The 24,577-nt window shown below is 55.5% G+C and carries 18 protein-coding genes; 10 read left to right on the forward strand and 8 right to left on the reverse strand.

Annotated features, from left to right (window positions below; all coding sequences use genetic code 11):
* Positions 1-58 precede the first annotated feature (58 nt).
* From ACXAET_RS21265 to ACXAET_RS21280, 4 genes are read left to right on the forward strand one after another with little or no spacing between them, the layout of a single operon-like run.
* The gene (locus ACXAET_RS21265) at positions 59-754 is read left to right on the forward strand and encodes a hypothetical protein (protein WP_475190406.1); all 696 of its coding nucleotides are present in this window, start codon (positions 59-61) and stop codon (positions 752-754) included.
* Positions 751-2,058 carry a carbohydrate porin gene (locus ACXAET_RS21270; RefSeq protein WP_475190409.1) on the forward strand — a complete coding sequence of 436 codons (1,308 nt, stop codon included), beginning with the start codon at positions 751-753 and terminating at the stop codon, positions 2,056-2,058. The genes ACXAET_RS21265 and ACXAET_RS21270 overlap by 4 nt, the downstream gene beginning before the upstream one ends.
* A gap of 10 nt (positions 2,059-2,068) precedes the next feature.
* Positions 2,069-3,172, forward strand: coding sequence for a BamA/TamA family outer membrane protein (locus ACXAET_RS21275; protein WP_475190414.1), 1,104 nt, complete (start codon positions 2,069-2,071; stop codon positions 3,170-3,172).
* A gap of 51 nt (positions 3,173-3,223) precedes the next feature.
* Positions 3,224-4,000, forward strand: a complete 777-nt coding sequence (locus ACXAET_RS21280) for a bestrophin-like domain (RefSeq protein WP_475190418.1) — start codon at positions 3,224-3,226, stop codon at positions 3,998-4,000.
* 128 nt (positions 4,001-4,128) lie between these two features.
* Here the strand turns inward: ACXAET_RS21280 and ACXAET_RS21285 are convergent, their stop codons facing one another.
* Positions 4,129-4,314: a LysR family transcriptional regulator gene (locus tag ACXAET_RS21285; RefSeq protein WP_475190422.1), complete on the reverse strand. Its 186-nt coding sequence runs from the start codon at positions 4,312-4,314 to the stop codon at positions 4,129-4,131.
* Between the two features lie 64 nt (positions 4,315-4,378).
* Here ACXAET_RS21285 and bla point away from each other — a divergent pair, with 64 nt between their 5' ends.
* The 4 genes from bla to ACXAET_RS21305 all read left to right on the forward strand — a co-directional run bounded on the left by bla (position 4,379) and on the right by ACXAET_RS21305 (position 9,049).
* Positions 4,379-5,287 (forward strand): class A beta-lactamase, encoded by a 909-nt coding sequence (gene bla / locus ACXAET_RS21290; RefSeq protein ID WP_475190425.1) that lies wholly within the window; start codon positions 4,379-4,381, stop codon positions 5,285-5,287.
* Between the two features lie 13 nt (positions 5,288-5,300).
* Positions 5,301-5,636, forward strand: a complete 336-nt coding sequence (locus ACXAET_RS21295) for a hypothetical protein (RefSeq protein ID WP_475190429.1) — start codon at positions 5,301-5,303, stop codon at positions 5,634-5,636.
* Positions 5,637-6,617: 981 nt separating this feature from the next.
* Positions 6,618-7,886, forward strand: a complete 1,269-nt coding sequence (locus tag ACXAET_RS21300) for a helix-turn-helix domain-containing protein (RefSeq protein ID WP_475190432.1) — start codon at positions 6,618-6,620, stop codon at positions 7,884-7,886.
* A gap of 209 nt (positions 7,887-8,095) precedes the next feature.
* Positions 8,096-9,049 carry an autoinducer binding domain-containing protein gene (locus tag ACXAET_RS21305; protein WP_475190436.1) on the forward strand — a complete coding sequence of 318 codons (954 nt, stop codon included), beginning with the start codon at positions 8,096-8,098 and terminating at the stop codon, positions 9,047-9,049.
* A gap of 146 nt (positions 9,050-9,195) precedes the next feature.
* Here the strand turns inward: ACXAET_RS21305 and glgB are convergent, their stop codons facing one another.
* Genes glgB through glgC form a run of 7 tightly spaced genes read right to left on the reverse strand, consistent with a single transcriptional unit; the run spans position 9,196 to position 22,236 of the window.
* The gene (glgB, locus tag ACXAET_RS21310; RefSeq protein WP_475190440.1) at positions 9,196-11,406 is read right to left on the reverse strand and encodes a 1,4-alpha-glucan branching protein GlgB; all 2,211 of its coding nucleotides are present in this window, start codon (positions 11,404-11,406) and stop codon (positions 9,196-9,198) included.
* Positions 11,403-13,808, reverse strand: coding sequence for a glycogen/starch/alpha-glucan phosphorylase (locus tag ACXAET_RS21315; RefSeq protein WP_475190444.1), 2,406 nt, complete (start codon positions 13,806-13,808; stop codon positions 11,403-11,405). The genes glgB and ACXAET_RS21315 overlap by 4 nt, the downstream gene beginning before the upstream one ends.
* Positions 13,809-13,855: 47 nt before the next feature.
* Positions 13,856-15,487 carry an alpha-D-glucose phosphate-specific phosphoglucomutase gene (locus ACXAET_RS21320; RefSeq protein ID WP_475190447.1) on the reverse strand — a complete coding sequence of 544 codons (1,632 nt, stop codon included), beginning with the start codon at positions 15,485-15,487 and terminating at the stop codon, positions 13,856-13,858.
* Positions 15,453-17,438, reverse strand: coding sequence for a 4-alpha-glucanotransferase (gene malQ, locus ACXAET_RS21325; protein ID WP_475190450.1), 1,986 nt, complete (start codon positions 17,436-17,438; stop codon positions 15,453-15,455). The genes ACXAET_RS21320 and malQ overlap by 35 nt, the downstream gene beginning before the upstream one ends.
* Entirely contained in the window at positions 17,435-19,507 is a 2,073-nt protein-coding gene (gene glgX / locus ACXAET_RS21330) for a glycogen debranching protein GlgX (RefSeq protein ID WP_475190452.1), read from the reverse strand. Before glgX ends, malQ begins: the two co-directional genes overlap by 4 nt.
* Before the next feature lie 27 nt (positions 19,508-19,534).
* The gene (gene glgA / locus ACXAET_RS21335) at positions 19,535-20,980 is read right to left on the reverse strand and encodes a glycogen synthase GlgA (RefSeq protein WP_475190458.1); all 1,446 of its coding nucleotides are present in this window, start codon (positions 20,978-20,980) and stop codon (positions 19,535-19,537) included.
* Complete coding sequence (glgC, locus tag ACXAET_RS21340) at positions 20,977-22,236, reverse strand: glucose-1-phosphate adenylyltransferase (RefSeq protein WP_475190460.1); 1,260 nt, start codon at positions 22,234-22,236, stop codon at positions 20,977-20,979. Before glgC ends, glgA begins: the two co-directional genes overlap by 4 nt.
* A 183-nt stretch (positions 22,237-22,419) precedes the next feature.
* Here glgC and ACXAET_RS21345 point away from each other — a divergent pair, with 183 nt between their 5' ends.
* Positions 22,420-23,649, forward strand: coding sequence for an ROK family transcriptional regulator (locus ACXAET_RS21345; protein ID WP_475190465.1), 1,230 nt, complete (start codon positions 22,420-22,422; stop codon positions 23,647-23,649).
* Positions 23,646-24,572 (forward strand): carbohydrate kinase family protein, encoded by a 927-nt coding sequence (locus tag ACXAET_RS21350; protein ID WP_475190466.1) that lies wholly within the window; start codon positions 23,646-23,648, stop codon positions 24,570-24,572. Before ACXAET_RS21345 ends, ACXAET_RS21350 begins: the two co-directional genes overlap by 4 nt.
* Positions 24,573-24,577 lie beyond the last annotated feature (5 nt).

The raw sequence follows: 24,577 nt of genomic DNA on the forward strand, positions 1-24,577 counted from the left end.
CAAACCATTGTTGTGTGCGAGCATGGGGCGCGCACGTCGACAGAGTCAGGACAAACAAATGAATACAATGACAAAAACTATATCCTCCTTATTCGGAGTCGTTTTGGCGGTCACGGGTATGGCGCGTGCGCAAGACCAGCAAATGGACAGCATTACACTCAACGATATTCGAGGTATGCGCTATTGCGAGTTTCTACTGGTATTCGACGACCATGTAGACATTTACAACACCAGCGACTCTGCCGGTTGCCCGGAGGATTTGTTTAAGGCTATCGATGTCACAAAGCTGGCTGCAGATCACGGTGCCAACAAAGCCCAACTCAACGGGCCACATTTCTGGGCCATGGATGACCAAACACTTGGTATGGGGCAAACGAAAACCTTTGGTGGGATCGACGCCAAATACGCGGCCACATTACCGCTTTCGGCGCTCGGGTCAGGTAAAGGGGCCGATCCTTACAAACCCTATGTCAGCGCAAAGGACCAGACGATGGTCTTCAAGGCCGGAAGCCCGGTGTACGAATTGGTCGACACCGACGGCAATAAGTACATTCTGAACGCCTATGGCGCAGAGGTAAAAGACGGCGACCCATCAAACCTGCAAGACCAACTGAAGCCGGCGGAGGGTTGGAGTTTTCACGTGGGCACACCCTCCGCAGACCTGATTATCGAAGGAAGTACTGACAAGCCGGTTCAGATGGTTGGCGATGACTTGCACCAGTACTACACACTCACGGGAACAGAGGCCAAATGACGCCAGAACCAGTTTGCCGCTCAAAAGCGTTGGTTCGTAAAGTAACCTACGGCGCGGCATTGCTGTTCCTGAGCAGCGTCTGTGCCAACGCTCAATCAAGTTCGACAGACCAGAGTCAGACGCTGTCTGGATATAAAGAACCGGCGAGCCTTGAAACAGGCGACAGCGTTACTGAGGATCTCTGGATCGACAACCACCGGGTTGATGGCCTTCTCACCTTCCCGAGACTCCAAAAGTTTTTTTCGCCCTGGTTCGATTGGAAGAAGCGGATCAACGACAAATACGGGTTGGAGCTCGGGTTCAGCTATCAATCCCTGCGTCAGGAGGTGAACAAGACGCTGGGCGAAGACAATGCCGCTGCCGCCCGATTGCAACTCCAGGGGGCTTGGGCTTTGGTGGGGCGAGGCACCAAAAACGTTGGCAAACTGACCTTTCGTTTGGAGGAACGCACCACCCTTGGCACAACAATTCCACCGACAAGCCTTGCGGGGCAGTACGGAGGCATCACCCCGTCGGGAGGGTTCAGCGATTTTGGTTTTGCCTTAACGGAACTTGCCTGGCGTCAGTCTTTGGCAGAGGGACGTTTTCGGTTCGTGCTGGGTAAGATCAGCGCCTTGTCCTGGTACAACGGCCATGCCTTGTCTTCGAGCCTGCGCGGGTTTCAGAATCTTGCGTTGCAAAGCAGTTTGACCAAGCCATCTCCCGGACGCGGGATCGGCGGTGGTATAGCTTACGAGTTTACGCCGCACTTTGGCGTGGTGGCCGGCATACATGATGCAAATGCCAAAACCGCAGGAAACCCTTTCGATACAATTGGACAAAAAGAGTTCTATCAATCGATTGAGTTCCGGTACTGGCCGACCACGCCGGACAGGCGTCGCTGGGATGTGGTTCGCTTGCAATTCTGGCATCAGGATGCGTTGGAGGCCAAGGGGGTTCCCTCCAGTAAAGGTGTCACATTACTCGCCAGCAGGCTCTACAAGGACAAGTGGTTTCCGTTCTTTATTGCTGGTCACTCAGACGGCAATGCATCTTTGATGAAAACCGACGTGACCGCTGGGTTGGGAATAGCCATCGACACTGAGCATCGGGTCGCCAGCGATGTGATTGGCGTCGGAGTAAGTTGGGGTGACCCGTCGAATCCGGCACTACGCGATCAAATCACAACCGAAGCCTTTTACCGGTTCACCCTGGTTCAGAACTTTGTCATCACCCCTTCAATCCAATGGGTCAAAAACCCTGCTGCAACGACAGCATTTGACGACGTTCTGACGGCTGGTATCCGTTTGCGCGTGACGTTCTAGGAGTACAATGATGTACCGTGGGTATATTCTTCAATGCCTGGTACTCGCAAACCTGTTGAGCGTCATTGCGGCGCAATCCCAGGCACAGGATGCCGAGCCTGATGACGCTAAAAATGAAAAGGTGGATACCAGTGCACCCGAAACAGGATTTGGTGCGGGATCATTCCTCGCTGTCCCTATACCGATCAACGATCCAACCTTCGGCACGGGCCTGGTCGTGGGCGGCGGATATCTGCTCAAGATGGACGAGGGTTCAGACACGTCCTTCCTGGGCGGCGGCGGGTTTGGCACCACCGATGACAGTTATGGGTTTGGAGTGGGCGGAAGCCTCTCTTTTGACAGTAACCGGCACAACTTTTTTGGGTTCCTTGGCGCCGCCGATGTAAATTATGATCTTTACCTGGCCGGGCAACCCGTTCGGATCGACCAAGAAGGTGTCGCCTTTCAAGGAGAATACCGTTACGGGTTCACCGAGACGCTGTCTGCCGGTGTGTCTTTCCGTTATCTCGAAAGCAAGCTGGCAGGGGCTGGAGGTTCAACCCTACCACCTGTAATCGAGGACCTTGCAGATAATTCAATTGCTACAGTTGGCGTGCTGGCCAGGTGGGATACCAGGGATGACAGCTATTATCCAACCAACGGGAACAAACTGGACTTCTCCGTAACCTACTCGGAGGAAGTCAGCGGGCTTCAGTTGAAATATGGCCATGGCACGCTTGGGTTTGACCATTTCTGGTCACCCGGTGATCGGTCGGTCATTGCGCTACGCGCGGCGGGCTGTTGGATTGAAGACCACGCACCATTCTTTGATAGCTGCCTGTTGGGGTCAGAGCTCCGGGGCTTTTCACTGTTTGAGTTCTACGGAAGCACGATGCTTACGGCTCAGGCCGAGTATCGCGGTCGTATCTCCGACCGGTTCGGATATGTCGCATACGGCGGACTCGGCGAAGTTCAAAAGAACAATACGTCCGTAGATAGCGGAACACGCTACGCCGGTGGTCTTGGTTTGCGATACCGGGTTTCCAAAGAATTCGCTCTCGACTTTTCGATTGATGGCTCCATCAACGATATGGGTGAAACCTTTGTCTACTTTTACGTGGGGCAACAATTTTGATGCAGTCTTTACGGTTCAAGATTGCATCTGATTTTGTGTCGTGGGTTCGCGATGATTGAAACAATCATTTTCGGGTGTGCAGTCGTCATCGCAACTCTCGTCGCTGTGTTCGTCTCCTACTGGTTTGCACGAAAGCTGGCCAAAAATGACGTCAATACCTCTACAGAGGATATGGCTGGATCAATCGTCTTCCGCCTGTCTGCGCTGCACGGGCTGATAATCGCATTGGTTTTTGCACAACTGGCCACAGGAGTTCAAAACCTTGAGGCCGAAGTATTGAATGAAGCATCAGTAGTGCAGAGCATTTACAAAGCTGCCCGTCTACATGGTGGGGAGGGTACAAGTGACATCACCGATGCCGTCCATCGCTATTTGGATGTTGTTCTGAATGAAGAATGGCCTGCACTCACACTAGGTGAGCCTGTCGGTCCTGAAGGCGAGAGCATAGCGACAAAGCTGTACGCGAGTGTTCTTGTATTGCAGACGCGCAATGCCGCACAAGCTAACCTGCGCGAGAGCCTGATCGACAACGTCATTCTGCTGGAACATCTCCGATACAAACGGAATGGCAATAAGTATGGGTCCCACAACCTGCCATTCTGGTTTGTGGCGATCTCCGGTTTGATTTTGATCGCCTTTGGGTATTTTGTTTTTCCGCCAACGCGCATTAACCTGACTCTGCTGGGAATATTTGGCGCTTATAATGGACTTATTTTCTTTCTGATTTTTTCCTTTGGTAATCCATTCTCGCCTCCAGGTGCTGTGAAGCCTCATGCACTTGAGCGGGCTCAAAGCTACATGACCAATGAGGTGCCCCTAGATTTGTAGACGCTTTGCCCCCATACTTTGAGCATCTCATGATAACGACCATCCGTGAACCGATCCAACACACCGTTGATGAGATCAAGACTCGTCGTCAAAACTGGTAGCAGTACCTTGCCTTCCGGGGTAAGCAGCTACCCCTTGGACGTCCTGTGAAACAGCTTTGCGCCGAGCTGGTCTTCCGAACGCAAAATCTGATGGCTGACAGCCGCTTGGGTCCCGCAAAGCTCCACGGCGGCATTGGTGAAACTGCCCTGTCGAGCAGCGGTCTCAAAGCAGCGCAGTGCGTTCAGGGGGATGTTGGGGCGATCCATCGGCATTGCATTTTAAGCCTGCCTGAAAGGGAAAGATTTTGCATCCTCAAGAAAGAAGAAGGGAAGACCTATGAAGGCCTATATTCGAACAGTCCTGAGTGCGGCTTTGGTCGCGGTGACTGCGGTCCCCTTGTGGGCGCAAGACCTGCAAAATACAGTGGCCGACTGGGAGGAGCGTTTGGATGCGCGCATCGGGGTTATGCTGCGTGACACCTCTTCAGATTGGGAAGTTGCAATGCGTGCGGATGAGCGCTTTCCGATGTCGAGCACGTTCAAATCCCTCCTGTGTGGCGTGGTTCTGGCGCGTGTGGATACGGGGCAAGAAGACCTAGACCGGCGCGTAACCTATGCCGAAGGCGATCTGGTTGCCTATTCCCCGGTGACAGAGAAACATTTTCATAATGGGCTGACAGTTGGCGAACTCTGCAAAGCAACAGTGACGCTTAGCGACAACACGGCAGGCAACCTCTTGCTTGAGACCGTGGGTGGTCCTGAGGGGCTGACCGCCTTCCTGCGCGGCATCGGGGATCAGACCACACGGCTGGATCGCTGGGAAACGGCTTTAAATGAGGCGGCACCCGGGGATCCACGGGACACGTCCACACCTTCGGCGATCCTGAACACGTTGGAAAAGCTGCTCTTGGGTAATGTTCTGGAACCCGTGTCCGCGGCACAGCTACGCCAGTGGATGATTGACGATCAGGTGGCCGATGCATTGATCCGTGCCCATCTGCCCGAAGGCTGGGTGATTGGCGACAAGACAGGCGCAGGTGGCAATGGATCCCGCGCGATCATTGCGTTCTTCCAGCCAGAGGCGGATGTTCATTACTTTGCAGCGATATACATTACCGAAAGTGATGCCGATTTCGCGCTGCGCAATCAGGTGGTTTCAGAGATTGGTCAGGCCATGATTGCCGAGATAAACGCCCGACAAAAAACATACAAAAGGGGCCGCTCATCTGCGCCCCCCCCCCGATAAACGGTTTAGCAAAATGAAAAACAGCTGGTTCTTTCATACTTTTCTAAGCGCGTTGGTGTCGTCCTTGCCGGGTATAGCGGTGGCTCAAAACGGTGAGGCTGATAGTTGGAGCGTTCAGAAATGTCAGCTTTACCAAAGCGCGGTTAATGATGCTCTCGGTATCCTTGGAGCCTCTGGCATACGAGCGGAAGTACTGGAACAAAACCAACAATTCATTGACGCTGGGTGCATCGAACCAGGGAATATCTGCCCGCGGTCCCAAAAAGAGCTTGAGCTCGCCAATCTGCTGACGATCATGACGATGAACGAAGGTATGGCCAGCACATTTGTGCCGTTCAATTGTCCCTGACTCTCTTCTTCTCGCGTGAAAATGTGCTTTCGATTACCTTTCCTCATATACTAAGCCATTCGTGGAGATGCAGCGCAAACCAGAAGGTTGGTAGCCGAAAAGACCATCGTTATTGATTGGCCCTGATTATTGAAGCCGACCTCTGCGTGCGTGCAGCAAAATGGCGTTATGTTGCGCACCTCGAAAACCGGTCCTAGTTGCAGCGAAAGGGTGGTTCGAATTTCGTGCCTCAGACTGGCTTTGAACGACCGGTTTGGCGACATCGGCTGCTTCACAGCGAAAACCACGCCGCACCCGCGAACAAATGCTGCGTCAGCAAACACCAGGAAGGGCAACGGCGGAAAAGTCCGCGTCTTTCGCGTTCAAATAACGCGCAGCGAATGGCCACTGCATCCTGCGTTCCACTATTGTTCCTCATAACCCCCATCTGTGCACGTTCGGGGGGGTTGGGCCGGTTTGGGACGTGCGCCACTACAGCTATCGCCGTCGCTCACGCGAGGGAGACTGCGAACGCTCGCTCAATCTTGTCGTGGGTAGCTTGACGACAACGCGAGTTTTAGCTGGTCGAATACTGCACCCGGCCCCATTCCGGCATGGTTGCCCCTGTTAGATCGCTGCGAGCCTGCCAGCTACTTTCGCGGCGTTGGGGTCGAGTGGACTGATATGTTTGGCATCACCGACCATGAATTGGTCAGATACTGACGCCCAAAGCTGAGCCAAAACAAAAAACCCCCGCAAGGCGGGGCCTCAGCGGGGATCTTCCTAAGTCACGTTTGATCACCTGATTTATAGGAAGCTCCCAAAAATCTGACAAGGACAAACGCATCTGTGCGAACGATTTTTCTTTGTCTCAGTGCCGAGGTTCGACCCGCTTTGCTTCGCAAACGAGAAACAGACCATGAAGCAAACCCACTCTATTCAATTTGCCGCCGCGCGACACTGTGCAGGTCTACCGGAATCACGCCCAGCGAGGTCGAAGCCATGAGTTTCCGACAGTTCTCAACCGCCCGGTTTCAAGACCCGAAGCGCTTCCACAACGGCCTGCCGGAAAGCTGGAATCGGGACCGGTTTCGGCAACTCTGCGTTTGTTACGCGCAGATCAGAGGCGCATCGGAGCAGTGTATTCGCACCTTTGAGCTCATCATCGACATGATCTCTCCGAACGCGTTTCGCGACCCGTCTCAGGAACCCTTTTGCTACGGCCGTCAGGAAACGCTGATTGCCGGGCGTGGTTTGACAGATCGGACGATCCACAACCACGAGCGCAACCTGGAAGCCATCGGTCTCATTGAACGCAGGCTTGGTGCCAATGGGGCGCGGTGCAAGCGTAAGGGGCTTGGTCTCTTCCTGACACCCGCCGTGAACCTCACACCCGAGATGCTCGACGCGGAAGCACAAAACAAGGCAGACAAGAAAGAACATGACGCGCTGCGCGGAGACCGGTCGCGCCTAAACCGATATGTGAAACACGGTCTGGCGGTGCTCGTTGCTCTCCCCTGCCCTCCTATTGGGGTCGAAGACATGATGGACGCGTTTCGGTCCTGGCCGCGTGCTGACAAGCTGAAATACATGTCCTTGGATCAGCTGAAGTGCCATGTTCAGGCCGCTCGTGACCTTTGGAAAAGCATCGAAGGGCATGTCGCAAAACCCGGTGAAATTTCGGGTGCGCCCGAAGCTTGTTTCGGGTCCCATATACAAGACCAAATTGAAGAAAAAATTCTGTCCAGTAACGCCGATGGCGAGATTTCAAGGCCCTCGGCTGAAGCCTCGGAACCAGATTGTTCTCGCTCCGGGCTTGATGGCCCTGCGCATTGCTTAGAAAGCAATCATCCGACGGATGCGGCGGCGCACAAGACCCAAAAGCTGCCTCGGGTGAACAATCGTATTCTCTATGACCTGGCTTCACCCGAGCTGCGCATGCATATCGATATTGCTGGTGGCGGCGATCAGAACCCTAACCCGACACTCTACGCGATCGAGGCCGGTGTTTGGTCCCGGCTGTCAGAGATCGGTACAAACATCTCCGCCTGGCATGAGGCGATCAATCGACTGACGCTCATGGGTGCGATCCTGGCTGGATTGATCACAGACGCAAGGCAGAGTGATCCGAAACTGCCGCAGATCGTCAATCCGGGTGGATATCTCCGCGGAATGGTTCAGGCAGATGCACGCAGAGAGTTGAACCTTATCTCCAGTTTCATGGGGCTGTTGGCCCGACGGGCACGGGAAGAGGAAAACAGCCTTCGCTAGTGTCACGAGAACGTTGCTCCAATCCGGTTGGCAGGTGCGCTGCCAACCTCGCAAATTCATGCGTCTCATAGGCAGGTTTCCGCTCTGTTTCCGCCTCCAGAAAAGAACTGTATTCGTATGTGTGATTGGCTACGGGAAATCCCGAGTAGTTTGTTCAGCTTTAGGTTGCTATGCGGCCTCAACGGCAGCGCGGAACAGAAAGAAGATCAATGAAAATTGCGGATATTGGCAGGTCTGATTTGGATTTCCGGCAAACCGGGGAGGCACGTCTTCAGGAGATTTGCCACAGGTTTGGATTTGAGAACGCTTCTTATGCCCATATCGACAAGTCGCAGAACATCGTTCACGGCTGCACCACGTTTTCGGAAGAATGGACCAGACATTATGTCGAAAACGACCGGATCCTGGCCGATCCCCTCATTCGGTTTGGCGCCACAATGATTGCCCCGATTGATTGGACAGCATTCGACAACCAGTCCGACTATGCAGCGCTTTTTGAAGCCGCCAGAAAATTTGGCGTTGGCCGCAACGGCCTGACTATTCCGGTCATCAATCCTTTTGGTGAGCGTGGCGTGTTTACCGTTACATCAAATGCACCTCGTGCCGAATGGGAAGCACTGATCGCGAGAATGCTCCCTGCCCTGCGCCACGAAGCCCAGATCCTGCATCTGCTTGCACTGGACGTCATCGAAACCGTCTTCAACTTCCCCTCGGATTCCTTGTCTGGTGATGAGTTGGATGTTCTGAAGATGCTTGCGTCGGGTTTGATACCGTCCGTCATTGCCAGGCAGACGGGAAACCCCTCTCGAACGGTGGATGCGCTGATATCTTCGATCACCACCAAGCTTAAAAGCCGGACGATCGAACGAGCGGTTGCGCGCGCAGTCAGCACCGGATTTCTCAAATGGAGCGATTTCTTTGCCGATCCGGTGGCGGAAATGGTTGATATGGAACATCAGACCCTCTGCGGCGGGATCGTCCGTTGGTCCGGCAGAACACACGAGCTAATCGCATTTGAAGAAGGCCGACTTGTGCGAAGTCTCGATAGCTTCCAATCAGTTCAGGTCGAAGTTCTGGTTGCGGAATTTGGCCTCAACCCAGCTGAAATCACCGAAGTGGTCGGAGATACAGACGATCAAGCCCTGTGGATCAGATACCTCTGAATCAGGTCGGCGGTGCCCCACTTCGCAACATTTGAACGTGCGGATGTGCAGACTTCACATAATTGCAATTACGCCGGAAAAACTCTCACAACGGTGCGCTGCGTTCGCCGACTAAATCTGAGTAGGCGAACACATCAAAAGGACATTCATCCCTTTCGTTTAAGAAACAGCGTGGTGTTACCCGGCAGATGCATGGATATAGAGTTCTCCTGATTGCTCCATGCGACCGGTGCGCTCGAATAGGTTTCAGAACCGTGACCTGATCCACCGAACTCTTCGGCATTGCTGTTCAGAACAACCTCCCATTCACCTGAATTCGGAACACCCAACCTGTATCCGTCACGTGGTGTCGGGGTCATGTTGCATACAACAACTACAGGATCTTTGCCTTCATCGCCTTGGCGAACCCAGGCATAAACGGACAAATCGGATTGATCGACTTCCAGCCAGTAGAATCCGGATGCACTGCAGTCGGTTTCGAATAGCGAGGGCGTCTCCAAGTAGAATTTGTTCAGCGCCTTGACCCATGATTGGACACCGCGGTGCCATTCATGATCCAACAAGTGCCAGTCGAGAGAACGATCGTGGGACCATTCGGTGCCCTGAGCGAATTCCTGCCCCATGAACAGGAGCTTCTTGCCCGGGTGTCCCCACATGAAGCCGTAATATGAGCGCAATCCGGCAAACTTGTCGAACCCGTCCCCTGGCATTTTGGAGATCATGGAACCTTTTCCATGCACGACCTCGTCATGGCTGATTGGCAGGATGAAGTTCTCAGAGAACGCGTAGGTGAGGCCAAAAGTCATTTCATGATGATGATGCGACCGGTGGACGGGATCGCGCTCCATGTACTGCAGTGTGTCGTTCATCCACCCCATGTTCCACTTAAATCCAAATCCAAGACCGCCCTGGTCTGTGGGTTGGCTGACACCGGGAAATGACGTGCTTTCTTCGGCGGCCATGATGATGCCGGCATCAGCGTCGTATACCAGTTCGTTGGTGCGTTTGAGAAACGCTATCGCCTCAAGGTTTTCGCGACCACCATGTTCATTTGGCACCCATTCGCCCTCTTTACGTGAATAGTCGCGATACAGCATGGACGCGACCGCATCGACGCGCAGGCCATCGATGTGGAACTCTCTCAGCCAGTAGAGCGCGTTGGCGCAGAGATAGTTCTGCACCTCGCGACGGCCATAGTTGTAGATCAGTGTGTTCCAGTCCTGATGAAAACCCTCTTTCGGGTCGGCATGTTCATAAAGCGCGGAACCGTCGAACTGGCCCAATCCATGCGCGTCGGTCGGAAAGTGCCCCGGCACCCAATCGAGCAGCACGCCAAGGCCCGCGATATGGCACGCGTTCACGAATTCCCGGAATTCATTCGGGGTGCCATAGCGAATTGTCGGAGCAAACATACCAATGGGCTGGTACCCCCACGAGCCGTCGAACGGGTGCTCGGACACAGGCATCAACTCTATGTGGGTGAACCCCATGTCGCGCACGTAATCCACCAATTCCTTGGCGAATTCGAGATAGCTGAGCGGGCGATTGCCGTCCTCGACCTTCCGCCGCCACGACCCGAGATGGACTTCGTAGATCGAAATAGGCCGGTCGTGGCGATTGCGATCCGCGCGTTCAGCCATCCAGGTGTCATCGCTCCATTTATATCCGTCTAAATCGCGCACAACCGACGCCGTGGCGGGGGGATGCTCTGCTCCGAAACCGACCGGGTCGGCCTTGAGCGGCAGAATGTTTCCGCTCGCATCCCTGATTTCGTATTTGTAGAGTGACCCTTCGCCTAGGCCGGGAATAAAGATCTCCCAAATCCCGGTCGTGCCCCGTGCACGCATTACGTTTCGGCGTCCGTCCCACTGATTGAACTCGCCCACAACGGAAACACGGCTTGCGGCCGGGGCCCAGACTGCAAAGTTCACGCCCTTTACGCCATCATGCTCCAGCGGGTGGGCGCCGAGCTTGTCCCACAGACGCAAATGGGCACCTTCCGCGATCAGGTACTCATCCATCTCGCCCAGTACCGGTCCGAACCTGTAGGCGTCGTCCTGCTCCCAAACACTGCCGTCATTGCGGGCGCGCAGACGATAAGCGCCGGTCGCTACGGGTTTGCGGACAAAGCCTGAGAACAGCCCGCGCCCGTCAAGCCGGTGCAGCTCGGCCTCAACCTTACCGGTTTTGCCGTCCAGAACCTCGACACTCAGCGCACCTGGGATCAATGCCGTGACACTCCAGCGACGCCCGTTTTTGTGCGGACCAAGAACCGAAAACGGATCGCTCATCGAACCTGCAAGCAGCGCTTCGGCGGTGGCGGAGTCAAAGGCGGGGGAATAGCTGATTGTGGTCATTCTGTCTCTCCTGCAAGCGAGTCGATGCCCCAGATGTCTTTTGCATAGCCCTGGATCGTACGGTCGGACGAGAACCAGCCGGACAATGCGGTATTGAGCACAGCCATGCGTGCCCACGCGTCTTTGTCAGCAAAACCACTGTCGACCCTGCGCTGAGCATCCCAGTAGGCGTCAAAATCAGCAGCGACCATGAAGTAGTCGTCCCGCAACAGCTTTTCGAGCACTGGCCAATGGCGCGTTGGCTCACCGGGCGAATAGAACCCGGTACGCACCTGCTCGATGACTTCGTTCAGGATCGGGCTCTGGTCGATATAGGCCTGCGTCACATATCCACTGCGCGCATCCTGCACTTCTTCGGCTGTCATTCCGAAGATGTAGATGTTGTCGGCCCCCACGTGGTCACGGATTTCAACATTGGCGCCATCCAGCGTGCCGATCGTCACGGCACCGTTCAGCGCGAACTTCATGTTTCCGGTGCCTGACGCTTCTTTGCCGGCGGTTGAAATCTGTTCGGACAGATCCGCCGCCGGGATCAGCATCTCGGCCAAGGATACATTGTAATTCGGCGGATAGACCACCTTGAGCCGGTCGCCGATCACCGGATCAGAATTGATCGACTGTGCGATGTCGTTGATCAGGCGAATGATGTTCTTGGCATCCAAATAGGCAGGTGCCGCCTTGCCGCCAAAAAACTTGACCCGCGGCGTCCAGTCCGCATTCGGATCACGGCGTATAGCATTGGCAAGAGCCGCAGTTTCAAACGCATTCATCAGCTGGCGTTTGTATTCGTGAATCCGCTTGATCTGAATGTCGAACATCGCCTCGGGCGAAATCTCCAGGTTCATGTTTTCTGCGACCCAAGCCGCAAGCCGCCGTTTGTTGTCTTGCTTGATCGTCATAAAGCGTTTGCGGAAGGCAGGATCATCCGCTAACGGCGCAATTTTTTTCAACTGCTCAAGATCGGAAACCCACTCGGTTCCGATGGTTTCGTTCAGCAAGTCGCGCAGACCTGGATTGCAACCATGCAGCCAGCGGCGCGGTGTTACGCCATTGGTCTGGTTGAGAATTCGCTCGGGATACACCTTGTGCAGATCACTGAAGACGGTTTGCTTCATCAGGTCCGTATGCAGGGCCGAGACCCCATTGACCCTGCGCGAACACGTAAAGGCAAGCGTTCCCATGTTCACCACGTTATTTTCGACGACGCGTGGGGCGACGCCGGTTTTGGACATTGCCACGTCCCGGCCCAGCCGGGCATCAATCCGTTCGATCAGCTGCATGTGACGCGGCAGGGTGCTGTCCATCAGCCCGACATCCCAAGCTTCCAGTGCCTCAGGCAAAAGCGTGTGGTTGGTGTAATGCAACGTGTTCTGTGCGGTGTCGAACGCATCGTCAAAGTCCAACCCATGCACATCCATCAGCAGGCGGATCAACTCGGGACCTGCGATTGCCGGATGGGTGTCATTCATCTGGATCGCAACTTTGGTTGGCAGCGCGCGCAGATCACCATTGTGCGCCAGGAAGCGGCGCAACAGATCCTGAAGCGAGGCGGAGGTAAAGAAATACTCCTGCTTGAGGCGCAATTCCTTACCAATTTCGGTGCTGTCATCAGGATAAAGAACCCGCGAAATCGTTTCCGCCAGCACCTCAGGTGCAGCGGCCTGCATATATTCACCCCGGTTGAACGGATCGAGGTCGAATATTTTCTTGGGCTTGGCAGACCAAAGCCGCAGAGTATTGGTCCATCGAGCCTGCCAGCCGGGAACCGGCGTGTCATAGGCCTGTGCCATCACGATGTCGGATGGAGTCCACTTGACCTTTTTGCCGGTCTCGATGACCTCGCCGCCAAATCCGATATCATAGAGGCATTCCGAGCGCTCGAATTCCCAATTGTGTTGGTGGCGCAGCCAGTCCTCTGCCATTTCCACCTGCTTGCCCTGATCAAAGGATTGACGGAACAGGCCATGCGCATAGCGGATGCCATAGCCATATGCGGGGATGCCGAGACAGCTCAGGCTGTCCAGAAAACAGGCGGCCAATCGGCCAAGACCACCATTACCTAAAGCCGCATCCGGTTCGTCGTTTACAACGTCGGCAAAGCTGACGCCGTGTTTTGCCAACGCTTCACGCGCGTCATCCTCGAGCCCGAGGTTATTGACCGCGTCCTCCAGAATGCGCCCCAAAAGGAACTCCATTGACAGGTAATAAACCCGCTTGCGGTCCTTTGCATACGTGCGGTTGGTCGCTTCAAACCACGGTGCGATCAGTTTGTCGCGCACCGCACGGGACAGGGCAAGACGCCAGTCTGTGATAGAGGCCGTGTCCGGCGACTTGCCAACGCTATGGGCAAGATGAAAGTCGATTGCCTTTGTCAGCGACCCTGGTTCATAGATATCTTTCATGGTCTTTTTCATCCTGCTCTTGTTCTGATTTGTATCGGACAGGCGCATCAGGTGATGACATCCGCCTTTGTACGCCCGGTGTGTTTGCCAATCTGCGCCAGTGCTTCCGCAGCCTGAATGACCGGGGCCAGCGCCTCTTGCACGTTCATGTTGTGATCGCCGCTGCAACCTACAAACCGTTCCAGATAGACACGTAATGTAGCCCCTTGGGTCCCGGTACCAGACAGACGAAATACAACGCGGGAACCGCCGTCAAAGCGGACGCGGACCCCCTGCCCTTGTGTGAGGCTTTGATCAATCGGATCGCGGTAGGAGAAATCATCTGCCTCGACGGTCTTCATGTCCCCAGCTTTTGAGCCGGGAAGTGTTGGCAACTTGTCGCGCAGTGCCGTCATCAACGCATTGGCTGTGTCGGTCGGAATCTCTTCGTAATCGTGACGCGAATAGTAGTTCCGGCCAAAGCTGCGCCAGTGGTCCTGCTGAAGCTGCACGATATCCCGGCCATCCCGCGCCAGAATGTTCAACCACAACAGCACGGCCCACAGCCCATCCTTTTCACGGATGTGATCGGATCCGGTGCCCGCACTCTCCTCACCACAAAGCGTCGCCTTGCCCGCGTCCAGCAGGTTGCCAAAAAACTTCCAACCCGTCGGGGTTTCAAAACAAGGGATTCCCAACCGTTCTGCAACGCGGTCAACGGCTTGGCTTGTCGGCATGGAACGCGCAACGCCATCCAGTTTTCCGGAATAAGCCGGGGTCAGGTGCGCGTAAGCTGTCAACAGCGCCAGGCTGTCCGAAGGAGTTACGAACGTTTCCTTCCCCATGATCATGTTTCGGTCCCCGTCCCCGTCGGAGGCTGCGCCGAAATCAGGGGCGTCTGAGCCGTTCATGACACCGACCAGTTCACTGGCCCAGACCGGATTCGGGTCAGGGTGCCCGCCGCCGAAATTCGGCGAGGGAACCGCGTTGATCACCGAACCTGCAGGCGCGCCCAGCGTTTCTTCCAATATGCGTTTCGCATAGGGTCCAGTGACTGCGTGCATTGCGTCGAAACAGATGCGGAAGCCGCTCGAGAACAGGGTGCGGATGGCATCGAAATCGAACAGTTCCTGCATCAGCGCTTCGTAATCCGCCACCGGATCAACCACATCGATCTGCGTTTTGCCCAAACTGAAGCAGCCGGGTTTGTCAAAATCGCAGGCGTCTTCTTCGGCGATTTTGTATTCGGTGATCTGCTGGGTTTGGGCGAAGATCTCGTCTGTGATCTTCTCGGATGCCGGACCACCATTGGGGGCGTTGAATTTCACGCCGAAGTCGCCGTCCGCACCACCTGGATTGTGGCTTGCCGACAGGATGATGCCCCCATCGGTTTTGAATTTCCGGATCAGGTTGGATACTGCGGGCGTTGACAGGATGCCGTTCTGTCCAACAATCAATCGGGCGGCCCCATTGGCTGCCGCCATGCGGATGATTATTCCAATGGCCTCGGAGTTATAAAAACGCCCATCCCCGCCCAGAACATAAGTCTTGCCCGCGGCTCCGCCAGTGCCGTCGAACACGGATTGCACAAAGTTCTCCAGATACCCAGGAGCGCGGAATACTGAGGTTTTCTTGCGCAGGCCTGAAGTTCCCGGTTTCTGCCCCTCAATGGGCGACGTGCGAACAGTCTTGAAGGTCATTGTCCTTCTCCATTCCATATTGGTTTGAACGGCTCTGCGCTGCCATCTCTGCACCAAGGTGCATGAAAGCATCGGAAGTCTTGACGTCACGTACCGAGAACGGCGCTTTCAGCCGCCAGTTCGGGTATTCGTCGACGGTGCCGGGCAGATTTTGCTGGTCTTTTCGTTCCGCGATGTCATCGAGTTGAACTGCCACGATTTCGGAGTTGGAACACGCAAGCCGGCGGTGGATTTCCTGAACAGGCCGTGATGCTCCCAATGTTTGAGCTGCGGCCTGACGGTCCGCGCGAACGTCCGCGAAACTGGTGTTGTCCATGTTGCCAATTTCGGCGCGCGCACGGGCATCTTCGGCCGCGAAAAACCCTGCAATGGTGGGTGTGTCATGTGTCGCAAAGGCACAGACGGCTTTGGCACGTGTTTTCGTTGTGTCAACAAACCCACCTTCTTCGGTGCGCATATATTGTAGCACGTCGAGCCCATATATGCCGGACGCTTCAGTTTTGTCGCGCAAGCCGGTGGGCACGAGGCCCAGATCCTCGCCAATGACAATCGTTTCATTTCGCACACTTTCTATGGCGACGACGGCCAGAAGTGCATCAAAGGGGTAGCCAACATAGGTGCCCTCACCGCTTCCTTCTGGAATCCAGTAGCTGCGCATTAGTCCAAGCACGTGATCGATCCGGATCATTCCCGCGTGACGCATGACTGTCCGCAGCAGCCGTGCAAAACCGGAATAGCCCTGTTCTCGGATCTTCAACGGGGACATGGGCGCGAGGCCCCAGCTTTGCCCCGACGGACCCAGCGGATCAGGGGGCGCACCCAATGTGGCGCCGGTCACAAGGGCAGTGTCCTTGGTCCAGGTCTCTGCACCACCAAGACGTGGCCCGACGGCAAGATCCAGATACAACCCAACGCGCATCCCGGATTTGGTGGCGAGGGCATGCGCACTGGCGAGCTGAACGTCAGATTGCCACTGCCCCCACTCAACCAGTGCTATTTCCTGCTCGTGATCTTGCGCAAATGCGGCCACTGCGCCTGAGTCCCGATCTTGGTATGGCGTGGGCCATTTGCGCCAGTCTGAACCAAAGCGAAGGGCAAGCGCTTCAAACACCGTGAAATCACGCAGGCGCGCTCCTCCCGAGGCTCTAAAACCTGCCAAAGAACGCTTTTCAGGCGCTCCATCCGGTAGACGTAGAAATTCCTCAAACCCGTCATCCAGGGCTGCTGCATTTTCTTGCAGTGCAGCCCGGTAGTTGATCAGGTCACACGAAGCCGATCCCGTTTGTGTGCAGTACCATGTATTCAGAAATTCACGATGACTTGGCGAATAAGGACTAACTACGTTATCAGGACGGACTTGACCCATCGCATGTATGGGATTGATCCCGACAAAGTCGGCCCCATGCACTGCCATAGCTGCAGCATATTCCCCAAGAGAATGATAGCTTCCCAGAGATGCTGCGGTCTTGTCTGTGAGCCCATACAAAGCTGTAAGAACGCCCCAGATGCGCGGCTTGGCGATCAAGTCCGAAAGGTTCAACGCACGCGACGGACGAGCCAGGACCCAGGAAGTAAATTCCCCATTCAGGCAGAGCCGATGAATGCCGATTGGCAAAGCCTGAACAGCTATGGATTGCACCGCCTCCCCGCTTTCCACAACCTTCTCGCCAGATTCAGTTTCAAGGCTCCACGAAACCGTGCGCGAAACCGGAAACTCGGCTGCCTGACCTGCCGTGACGATCAGCTCTTGCGGCAGCGGACGCTGTTCTTCTACAGCCCGCATTTGCTGCAGCACCGCCCTTGCGTCTGCTTCAGATGCCACGTCCAGTCCCATTGCGCGCAGAACGGCAACCTGGGTGTCGGGCGCAACCTGGATCAGTTGCCCGTCAAACCCCCGGTAATCGGACGCCACGCCGACGAAGCGGCAAAGTTCTGCAACCCAATTTGTCATGGTGCGCTTACCGTGCCAACAAACAGTGATACTGAGTGGGGCGACGCGAATTGACGAATTCTGTCAACAACATCAATAGGGGCTGCCTCGGGTTTGGCAGTGTCAAGCACGCGCTGCCACACCAGACCCGGTCCCGGATCGGGCAAAATCAGTTTCTTGGGCTGTTCGTCCCCGTTGACCACAATCAGAGCGGTTCCCTCAGGAGAAAACGAGCCTTCCGCCTCGCCACGCAATTGAAGACAAAACCCGTCCAACGACGGATCTCGCCAATTTAGCGTGCCGCCGTCCAGGCCGGACCAAGAGACGTCAGGCTTGCCATCATCCCTGACACGCCCATGCAGGAACCGGTTTTGGCGCAAAAGGGGAATGTCGCGCCGCAGCGCGATCAGTTTTTGCGTGAATGCCAGCAGGTCACTGTCAGCCGAATCCCAGTTGATCCAGCTGATTTCATTGTCCTGACAATAGGTGTTGTTGTTACCGCGTTGCGTTCGACCGATTTCGTCCCCGGCCAGCATCATGGGCGTGCCTTGCGAAAGGAATACGGTGGCTAGCAGATTGCGTATGCGCAGGGCGCGGCGCTCAAGAATTGCTTGGTCGCCCGTGTCCCCCTCAACTCCGCAATTGTCTGAGAGATTGTGACCATGACCATCTTTGTTGCTTTCGCCATTGGCCTCGTTGTGCTTCTCGTTATAGCGCGTCACATCGGCCAACGTGAATCCGTCATGCGCCGCGACGAAGTTGATAGAGCTTGTGGTCCGGCGCCCCGGTCGATCGAACACGGATGCTGTTCCGAGGAAGTTGCCCGCAAGCTCTTGTGCGGAATGTGCGTCCCCGCGCCAGAACCTGCGTGTGGAATCGCGAAATTTGTCATTCCACTCGCCCCAGTCAGCAGGAAAACTGCCAAGCTGATAGCCGCCAGGCCCGATGTCCCAGGGTTCGGCAATCAACTTGCACCGGCTTAGCACCGGGTCCTGGCGAATGGCGTCAAAGAACCCACCGTGCAGGTCAAACCCGTGATGTTCACGCCCCAAAACCGTGGCCAGATCAAACCGAAACCCGTCGACGCCCATGACCGTCACCCAGTATCGCAGTGAATCCAGAACAAGGCGCAACACAAAGGGATGGTTGATCGCAAGCGTGTTCCCGCAACCCGTGTCATTCACATAATAACGCGCGTGACTTGCCTGAAGATTGTAATAGGCCTTGTTGTCCAGCCCTCTGAAAGACAGGGTCGGTCCGCGGTGATCACCCTCGGCGGTGTGATTATAAACCACATCAAGGATCACCTCGATTCCTGCTGCATGCAGCCGATCAACGGCCTGGCGAAACCCATCTGCCCCGTTCGGGCCAAAGTAGCGCGGCTCAAGCGCAAAAAAGCCCAGTGTGTTGTAGCCCCAATAGTTGGTCAGCCCGCGATCCACCAGAAAACCGTCATTGAGAAAGGCATGAACCGGCAGCAACTCCAAAGCGGTCACCCCAAGCCCTTTCAGGTGTGCGATCACAGCATCGCTACCCAGGGCCTCATAGGTTCCCCGAAGCTCTGCGGGCACGTCGGGATGCAACTGGGTCAGGCCCTTGACATGGGCCTCATAGATGACCGTCTCATTCCAGGCTCTAAGCGGTGCAGGTGCCCCTGACCAAGGGCGTTCAAAGTCTGGCACAACCGACTTTGGTACAAATGGCGCGCTGTCGATTTGACTAGGGTGCGTATCATGGCCCGAAGGGTCATACCCCAGCATTTCCTTGCCCGAGGACCAATATCCACTGAATGCCCGTGCGTATGGGTCAACCAGCAATTTACTGGGGTTGAACCTGTGGCCACGATCGGGTTCATACGGCCCGTATGCGCGATATCCATACAACGCTCCGGGCCTCAGGCCGGGCACATATCCATGCCAAACCGGACCCGTGCGCTCTGGCAACACCAGCCGTGTCGCCTCGCGTTGCCCGTCGGGGCTGAACAGGCACAGTTCAATCTTCGTCGCGTTTTCCGAGAACACAGCGAAATTGACCCCCTGCCCGTCGTAAACCGCACCCAGCGTGGCGTGATCTCCTGCGGTAATGCTCAAGATGGGCGTATTGTCCTGCATGCCGGATTAACTCTTCTGTAGCGCTCTGTAGGCGTCGGCCATGCGCTGCGCTGATCGGTCCCACCCGACCGGGTGTTTCATTGCGTTGCGCTGTGTTTTCTGCCAAGCCTTTATATCTTCGTACAATTCCATCGCACGGAACAAAGCTTCTTTCAAATTTTCCGCACTGACGGGTCCGAATTGAAAACCTGTTGCACAGTCGGCGACAAGCGCTGCTGCGTTTGCGTCAATGACCGTGTCTGTCAGACCACCCGTGCGCGACACAACTGGCAGCGTGCCGTAACGCATTGCGCACAGTTGTGTCAGCCCACAAGGTTCAAAACGCGAGGGTATCAAAGTGGCATCCGCCCCGGCTTGGATCAAATGCGCGAGGTTTTCGTCAAAGCCGAATTCAACACCAACGCGATCCGGATATCGCTGGGCCAGATCACGAAACCCGCTTTCCAGTCCCGCGTCGCCCGAGCCAAGCAGAACAAAGGAAGCCCCTTTATCCAGAACAAAGGGCAAGGCTTCCAACGCCAGATCAAGACCTTTCTGCCCGGACAGTCGGCTGATAACCGAGAATAGTGGCCCCGTCCTGTCGGCCTCCAGACCAAAACGTCGGAGCAGTGCCTGTTTGTTTTGATTTTTTTTGGCCAAAGTGCGGCTGGAATAGGTTTGCGCGATCGCAGGGTCATTGGCGGGATCCCAGACCTGAGTATCGATCCCGTTAAGTATGCCCGACAGGTCGGCGTTGCGCGCATTCAGCACACCTTCCAGCCCCATGCCAAACTCCGGCGTAAGCAACTCGCGTGCATAGGTCGGGCTTACAGTCGTTATTTGATCTGCCGCCATCAGACCGCCTTTGAGAAAGCTGATCTGCCCGTAATACTCATAACCGCTCTGTGTAAAGCCTGCCGGATCAAGGTTCAGCGCCCCCATCATCGTTGCGGGGAAATTGCCCTGAAAGGCGATGTTGTGGATGGTCAGAATACAAGGCGGTGTCGCTGCGCCGCTTGCTCGCGCGTAGACTGGCGCAAGGCCAGCTTGCCAATCATGCGCGTGAAGCACGTCGGGCAACCATCCGTCGATCCCAGCGCGCCCAATCTCTGCACCCAGCCAACTAAGCAGGCCAAACCGCAAATGGTTGTCCTCCCAGTCCAGACCGGCTTCGTTCAGGTATATTTGGCCGGGACGGTCATAAAGGTGCGGCGCATCAACCAAAAGCAAGCTGACGCCACTGGCTTTTTTTGCCAGAACCCGCACAGGCCCGCCAAAAACCGCGCTTGCATTCATCACTTCCCTGGCGCCTTTCGCAAGATGCGCGATTTGGCGGTACAGCGGCAGCAGAACGCGGCATTCAACATCATAATCACCCATGACCCGGGCAAGCGTGCCGACCACGTCGGCCAGCCCGCCGGTTTTGACAAAGGGTGCGCATTCAGACGCGATTGAGAGTTGCTTGAGGGTCATGGGTCCAGTTTGTCGATCATGGGTTGAGTGATAAGGCATACGCCATTTTCCGTCCGACGGAAGCGCGCCGCATCTTTTTTGGGGTCTTCTCCGACAACAAGCCCCTCAGGGATGCGAACCGAACGGTCAATTACGACATTCTTGAGCCGCGCACCGCGCCCGATATCGACGTTGGGCAAAGCCACCACACCATTGAGTTCGGAATAGGAGTTTGCACGTACGCCAGTGTGCAACAGACATTGGTTCAACTGCGCCCCGGAAATAACACATCCACCAGCGACCATAGAGGATACAGCAAGGCCGCGCCGATCGTCTTCGTTATGGATGAACTTTGCCGGCGGTGTCAGTTCGGAATACGTCCAGATCGGCCAAGACTGGTCGTAGAGATCAAGCTCTGGTTGAAAATCAGTCAGATCAATATTGGCCTGCCAGAAGGCATCGATCGTTCCCACATCGCGCCAGTAGGCTTTTTGCTCATGCGAACTGGTCACGCAGGACCGACTGAACGGATGGGCAAAGGCATTGCCCTGCGCCACCAGCGCTGGGATAAGGTCATGGCCGAAGTCATGCTCAGACGTCTCCGACAAAGCGTCCTCACGCAGGAGGTTGATCAGGAATTCGGTTTTGAAAACGTAGATACCCATGCTCGCCAGAGACTGTGTTTCATCGCCGGGCATCGCGGGTGGATCAGCGGGTTTTTCGACAAATTCCAGAATCCGGTCTTTGTCATCTACGGCCATAACACCAAATGCGCTGGCCTCGTCGCGCGGTACTTCGATGCATCCCACCGTGACATCAGCCCCGGTCTCGACATGCTGCTTCAGCAACAGCGAATAGTCCTGCTTGTAAATATGATCGCCCGCAAGAATAAGTATGTATTTGGGTGCATAGCCCTCAATAATATCTATATTTTGCGTGACTGCATCAGCAGTTCCCAGGTACCAGTGGCGTTCATTGACACGTTGGGATGCTGGAAGAATGTCCAGTGATTCATTGCGCTCGGCGCGAAAAAAACTCCACCCGCGCTGCAGATGACGTATCAGGCTGTGTGCCTTGTATTGCGTCGCGACACCAATACGGCGAATTCCTGAATTCACGGCATTGGACAGTGCGAAATCGATAATTCGGGTCTTCCCGCCGAAGTAGACGGCGGGCTTGGCACGAATGTCAGTCAGTTCTTTCAGACGACTGCCCCGTCCCCCCGCGAGAACAAAAGCCATGGTTTCCCGAGCAAGCCGATGCGTAGAGATAGTCATTCCAGAGTCCTCCCGAACTGACGCCGAATCGCCGCCATGAGTGAATCGATGTGTTGTTACCTGCATGCCGAAACCGATCCCCTCAGTCAATAATTAAATCACAGAGATTTAATTATTGACACAAGCCAGCGCCTCAGCCAGTTTGGCAAAAACGCTCAGTCCGGCACTGTCTATGGGGACCTGATGGAACACGACCCAAGAGTTATAGAAGAAATCGCAGAAACAGACGTCGCAGCACGCGGCTCAAACCAAAGCGGCATGCGCGCCTATAACGAGCGCCTGGTTCTGTCACTGGTCCGTCAGGCCGGCGGAATGGCCAAGGCCGAGATTGCACGCAAGACTGGCCTTTCCGCACAGACCGTGTCTGTCATCACCCGGTCACTTGAGGCAGATGGGCTGCTGGAGCGCCGCACGCCTGTCCGCGGCAAAATCGGGCAACCCTCCGTACCCCTTGGCCTTGTGAGAGATGGCGCCTTTTTCTTTGGTCTGAAAGTTGGCCGGCGCAGCCTTGAACTGGTTCTTACTGATTTCCTGGGCGACGTGAGGGAAAGAGTGTCTGTAGACCACCCCTACCCGACGCCTGATGGCGCGGTGACGTTCGCAAGAGATGCGATAGAACAGGTGTTCAATCGGATGCAACCGGATCATCAGGGGCGAATAGGTGGGCTTGGGATTGCCCTGCCGTTTCAGCTTTGGGATTGGGCAGCAACACTTGGTGTTGAGCCTTCAAAGATGGATGACTGGCGCAATCGGAACATCGCTGCAGAAATTGGCGAATTATTTGAATTTCCTGTGTATTTGCGCAACGACGCGTCAGCTGCATGCGGCGCGGAACTGGTGTTCGGCGATGCCGGTAAACCCCGAGATTTCCTGTATTTTTTCGTCGGCTTCTTTATCGGTGGCGGGCTGGTTCTCGACAACACGCTTTTTACAGGCTCTACCGGGAATGCCGCAGCTTTGGGTTCGCTGTGTGTGCCCGCTTCCGACGGCCATTTGCGTCAACTCGTCGAGATCGCCTCATTGGCGACATTGGAGAACGCTGTAATTGCCGAAGGACATGCGGCAGCAATGCCCTGGAATTCTCCGGTAGACTGGAGATTGCCGGAAAACACGTTAGAGACATGGCTTGCTGATGCAGCACAGGGGATCGGCCATGCGATCCTGTCATCCGTTAGCGTGATCGACGTGAACCACGTTCTGATTGATGGGTGGATGCCAGACTCGGTGCGCTCTGAACTGGTCAATCGCGTGCGATCGTATGTGTCCCGGCAATCAGCAGCCGGCATCCTGACCCCGAATGTACAGAAAGGGACAATTGGGCCTGACGCACGCTCGCTCGGCGCGGCGAGCCTGCCTTTGTCCGAACGCTTCCTTGTCGAAAGCAAAGCATTTCTGAAAGGTTCGACCTCATGATCCTCTGCTGCGGTGAAGCTCTTATCGATATGATTCCAACACCAAGCAATGCCGGCCCGGATGGTTTCGTGCCGCATTCGGGTGGCGCAGTGTTCAACACGGCGATAGCTCTGGGACGGCTTGGGGTGCAAACGGGGATGTTGACCGGGCTATCCGGTGACATGTTTGGTCGGCAACTATCCGAAGCTCTGAAGGCCAGCCATGTAGACACTTCTCACGTGATTACGATGGAGCGCCCGACCACATTGGCATTCGTACGCTTGCAGGATGGGCATGCAACCTACGAGTTTTATGACGAGAACACTGCTGGACGAATGCTGACGCCTGAGGATCTGCCGGTCCTGTCCCCCGAAGTTTCATCTCTCTATTTTGGAGGAATTAGCCTGGCCTGCGAACCGGGTGCGAACGCCTATGCAGCATTGCTTGCACGTGAAGGCAAGAAACGCGCTGTTATGCTCGACCCGAATATCCGTCCACAATTCATTCAGGACATACAGTCCTACCGGGACCGGTTGAACCGGATGATGAGTGCAGCAGACATCTTAAAAGTCTCGGACGAGGATCTGAACTGGATTGTCCCATCGCCGCTGTCGCTGAACGAAAAGGTCGAGCTGGTCTTAGAGATGGGCCCCAGTGTCGTCATTCTCACGCGCGGCGGCGAAGGTGCCACTGGGTTTCTGGCAGACGGGACTGAGATTACCGTGCCTGCTCTCCGCGTCGACATCTGCGACACTGTTGGTGCGGGTGATACATTCAACGCAGGGTTTTTGGCGAAGTTGTCGGATTTGGGAGCGCTTCAGAAATCCAATCTTAAGTCAGTGACACTCGAAACTCTCGCGCATGCGCTCGAGCATGGAGCAAAAGTTGCCGCCGTCACGGTTTCCCGAGCTGGTGCCAACCCCCCTTGGGCAAACGAGTTATGATCGTA

The organism is Ruegeria sp. AWH4_226 (assembly GCF_056159225.1).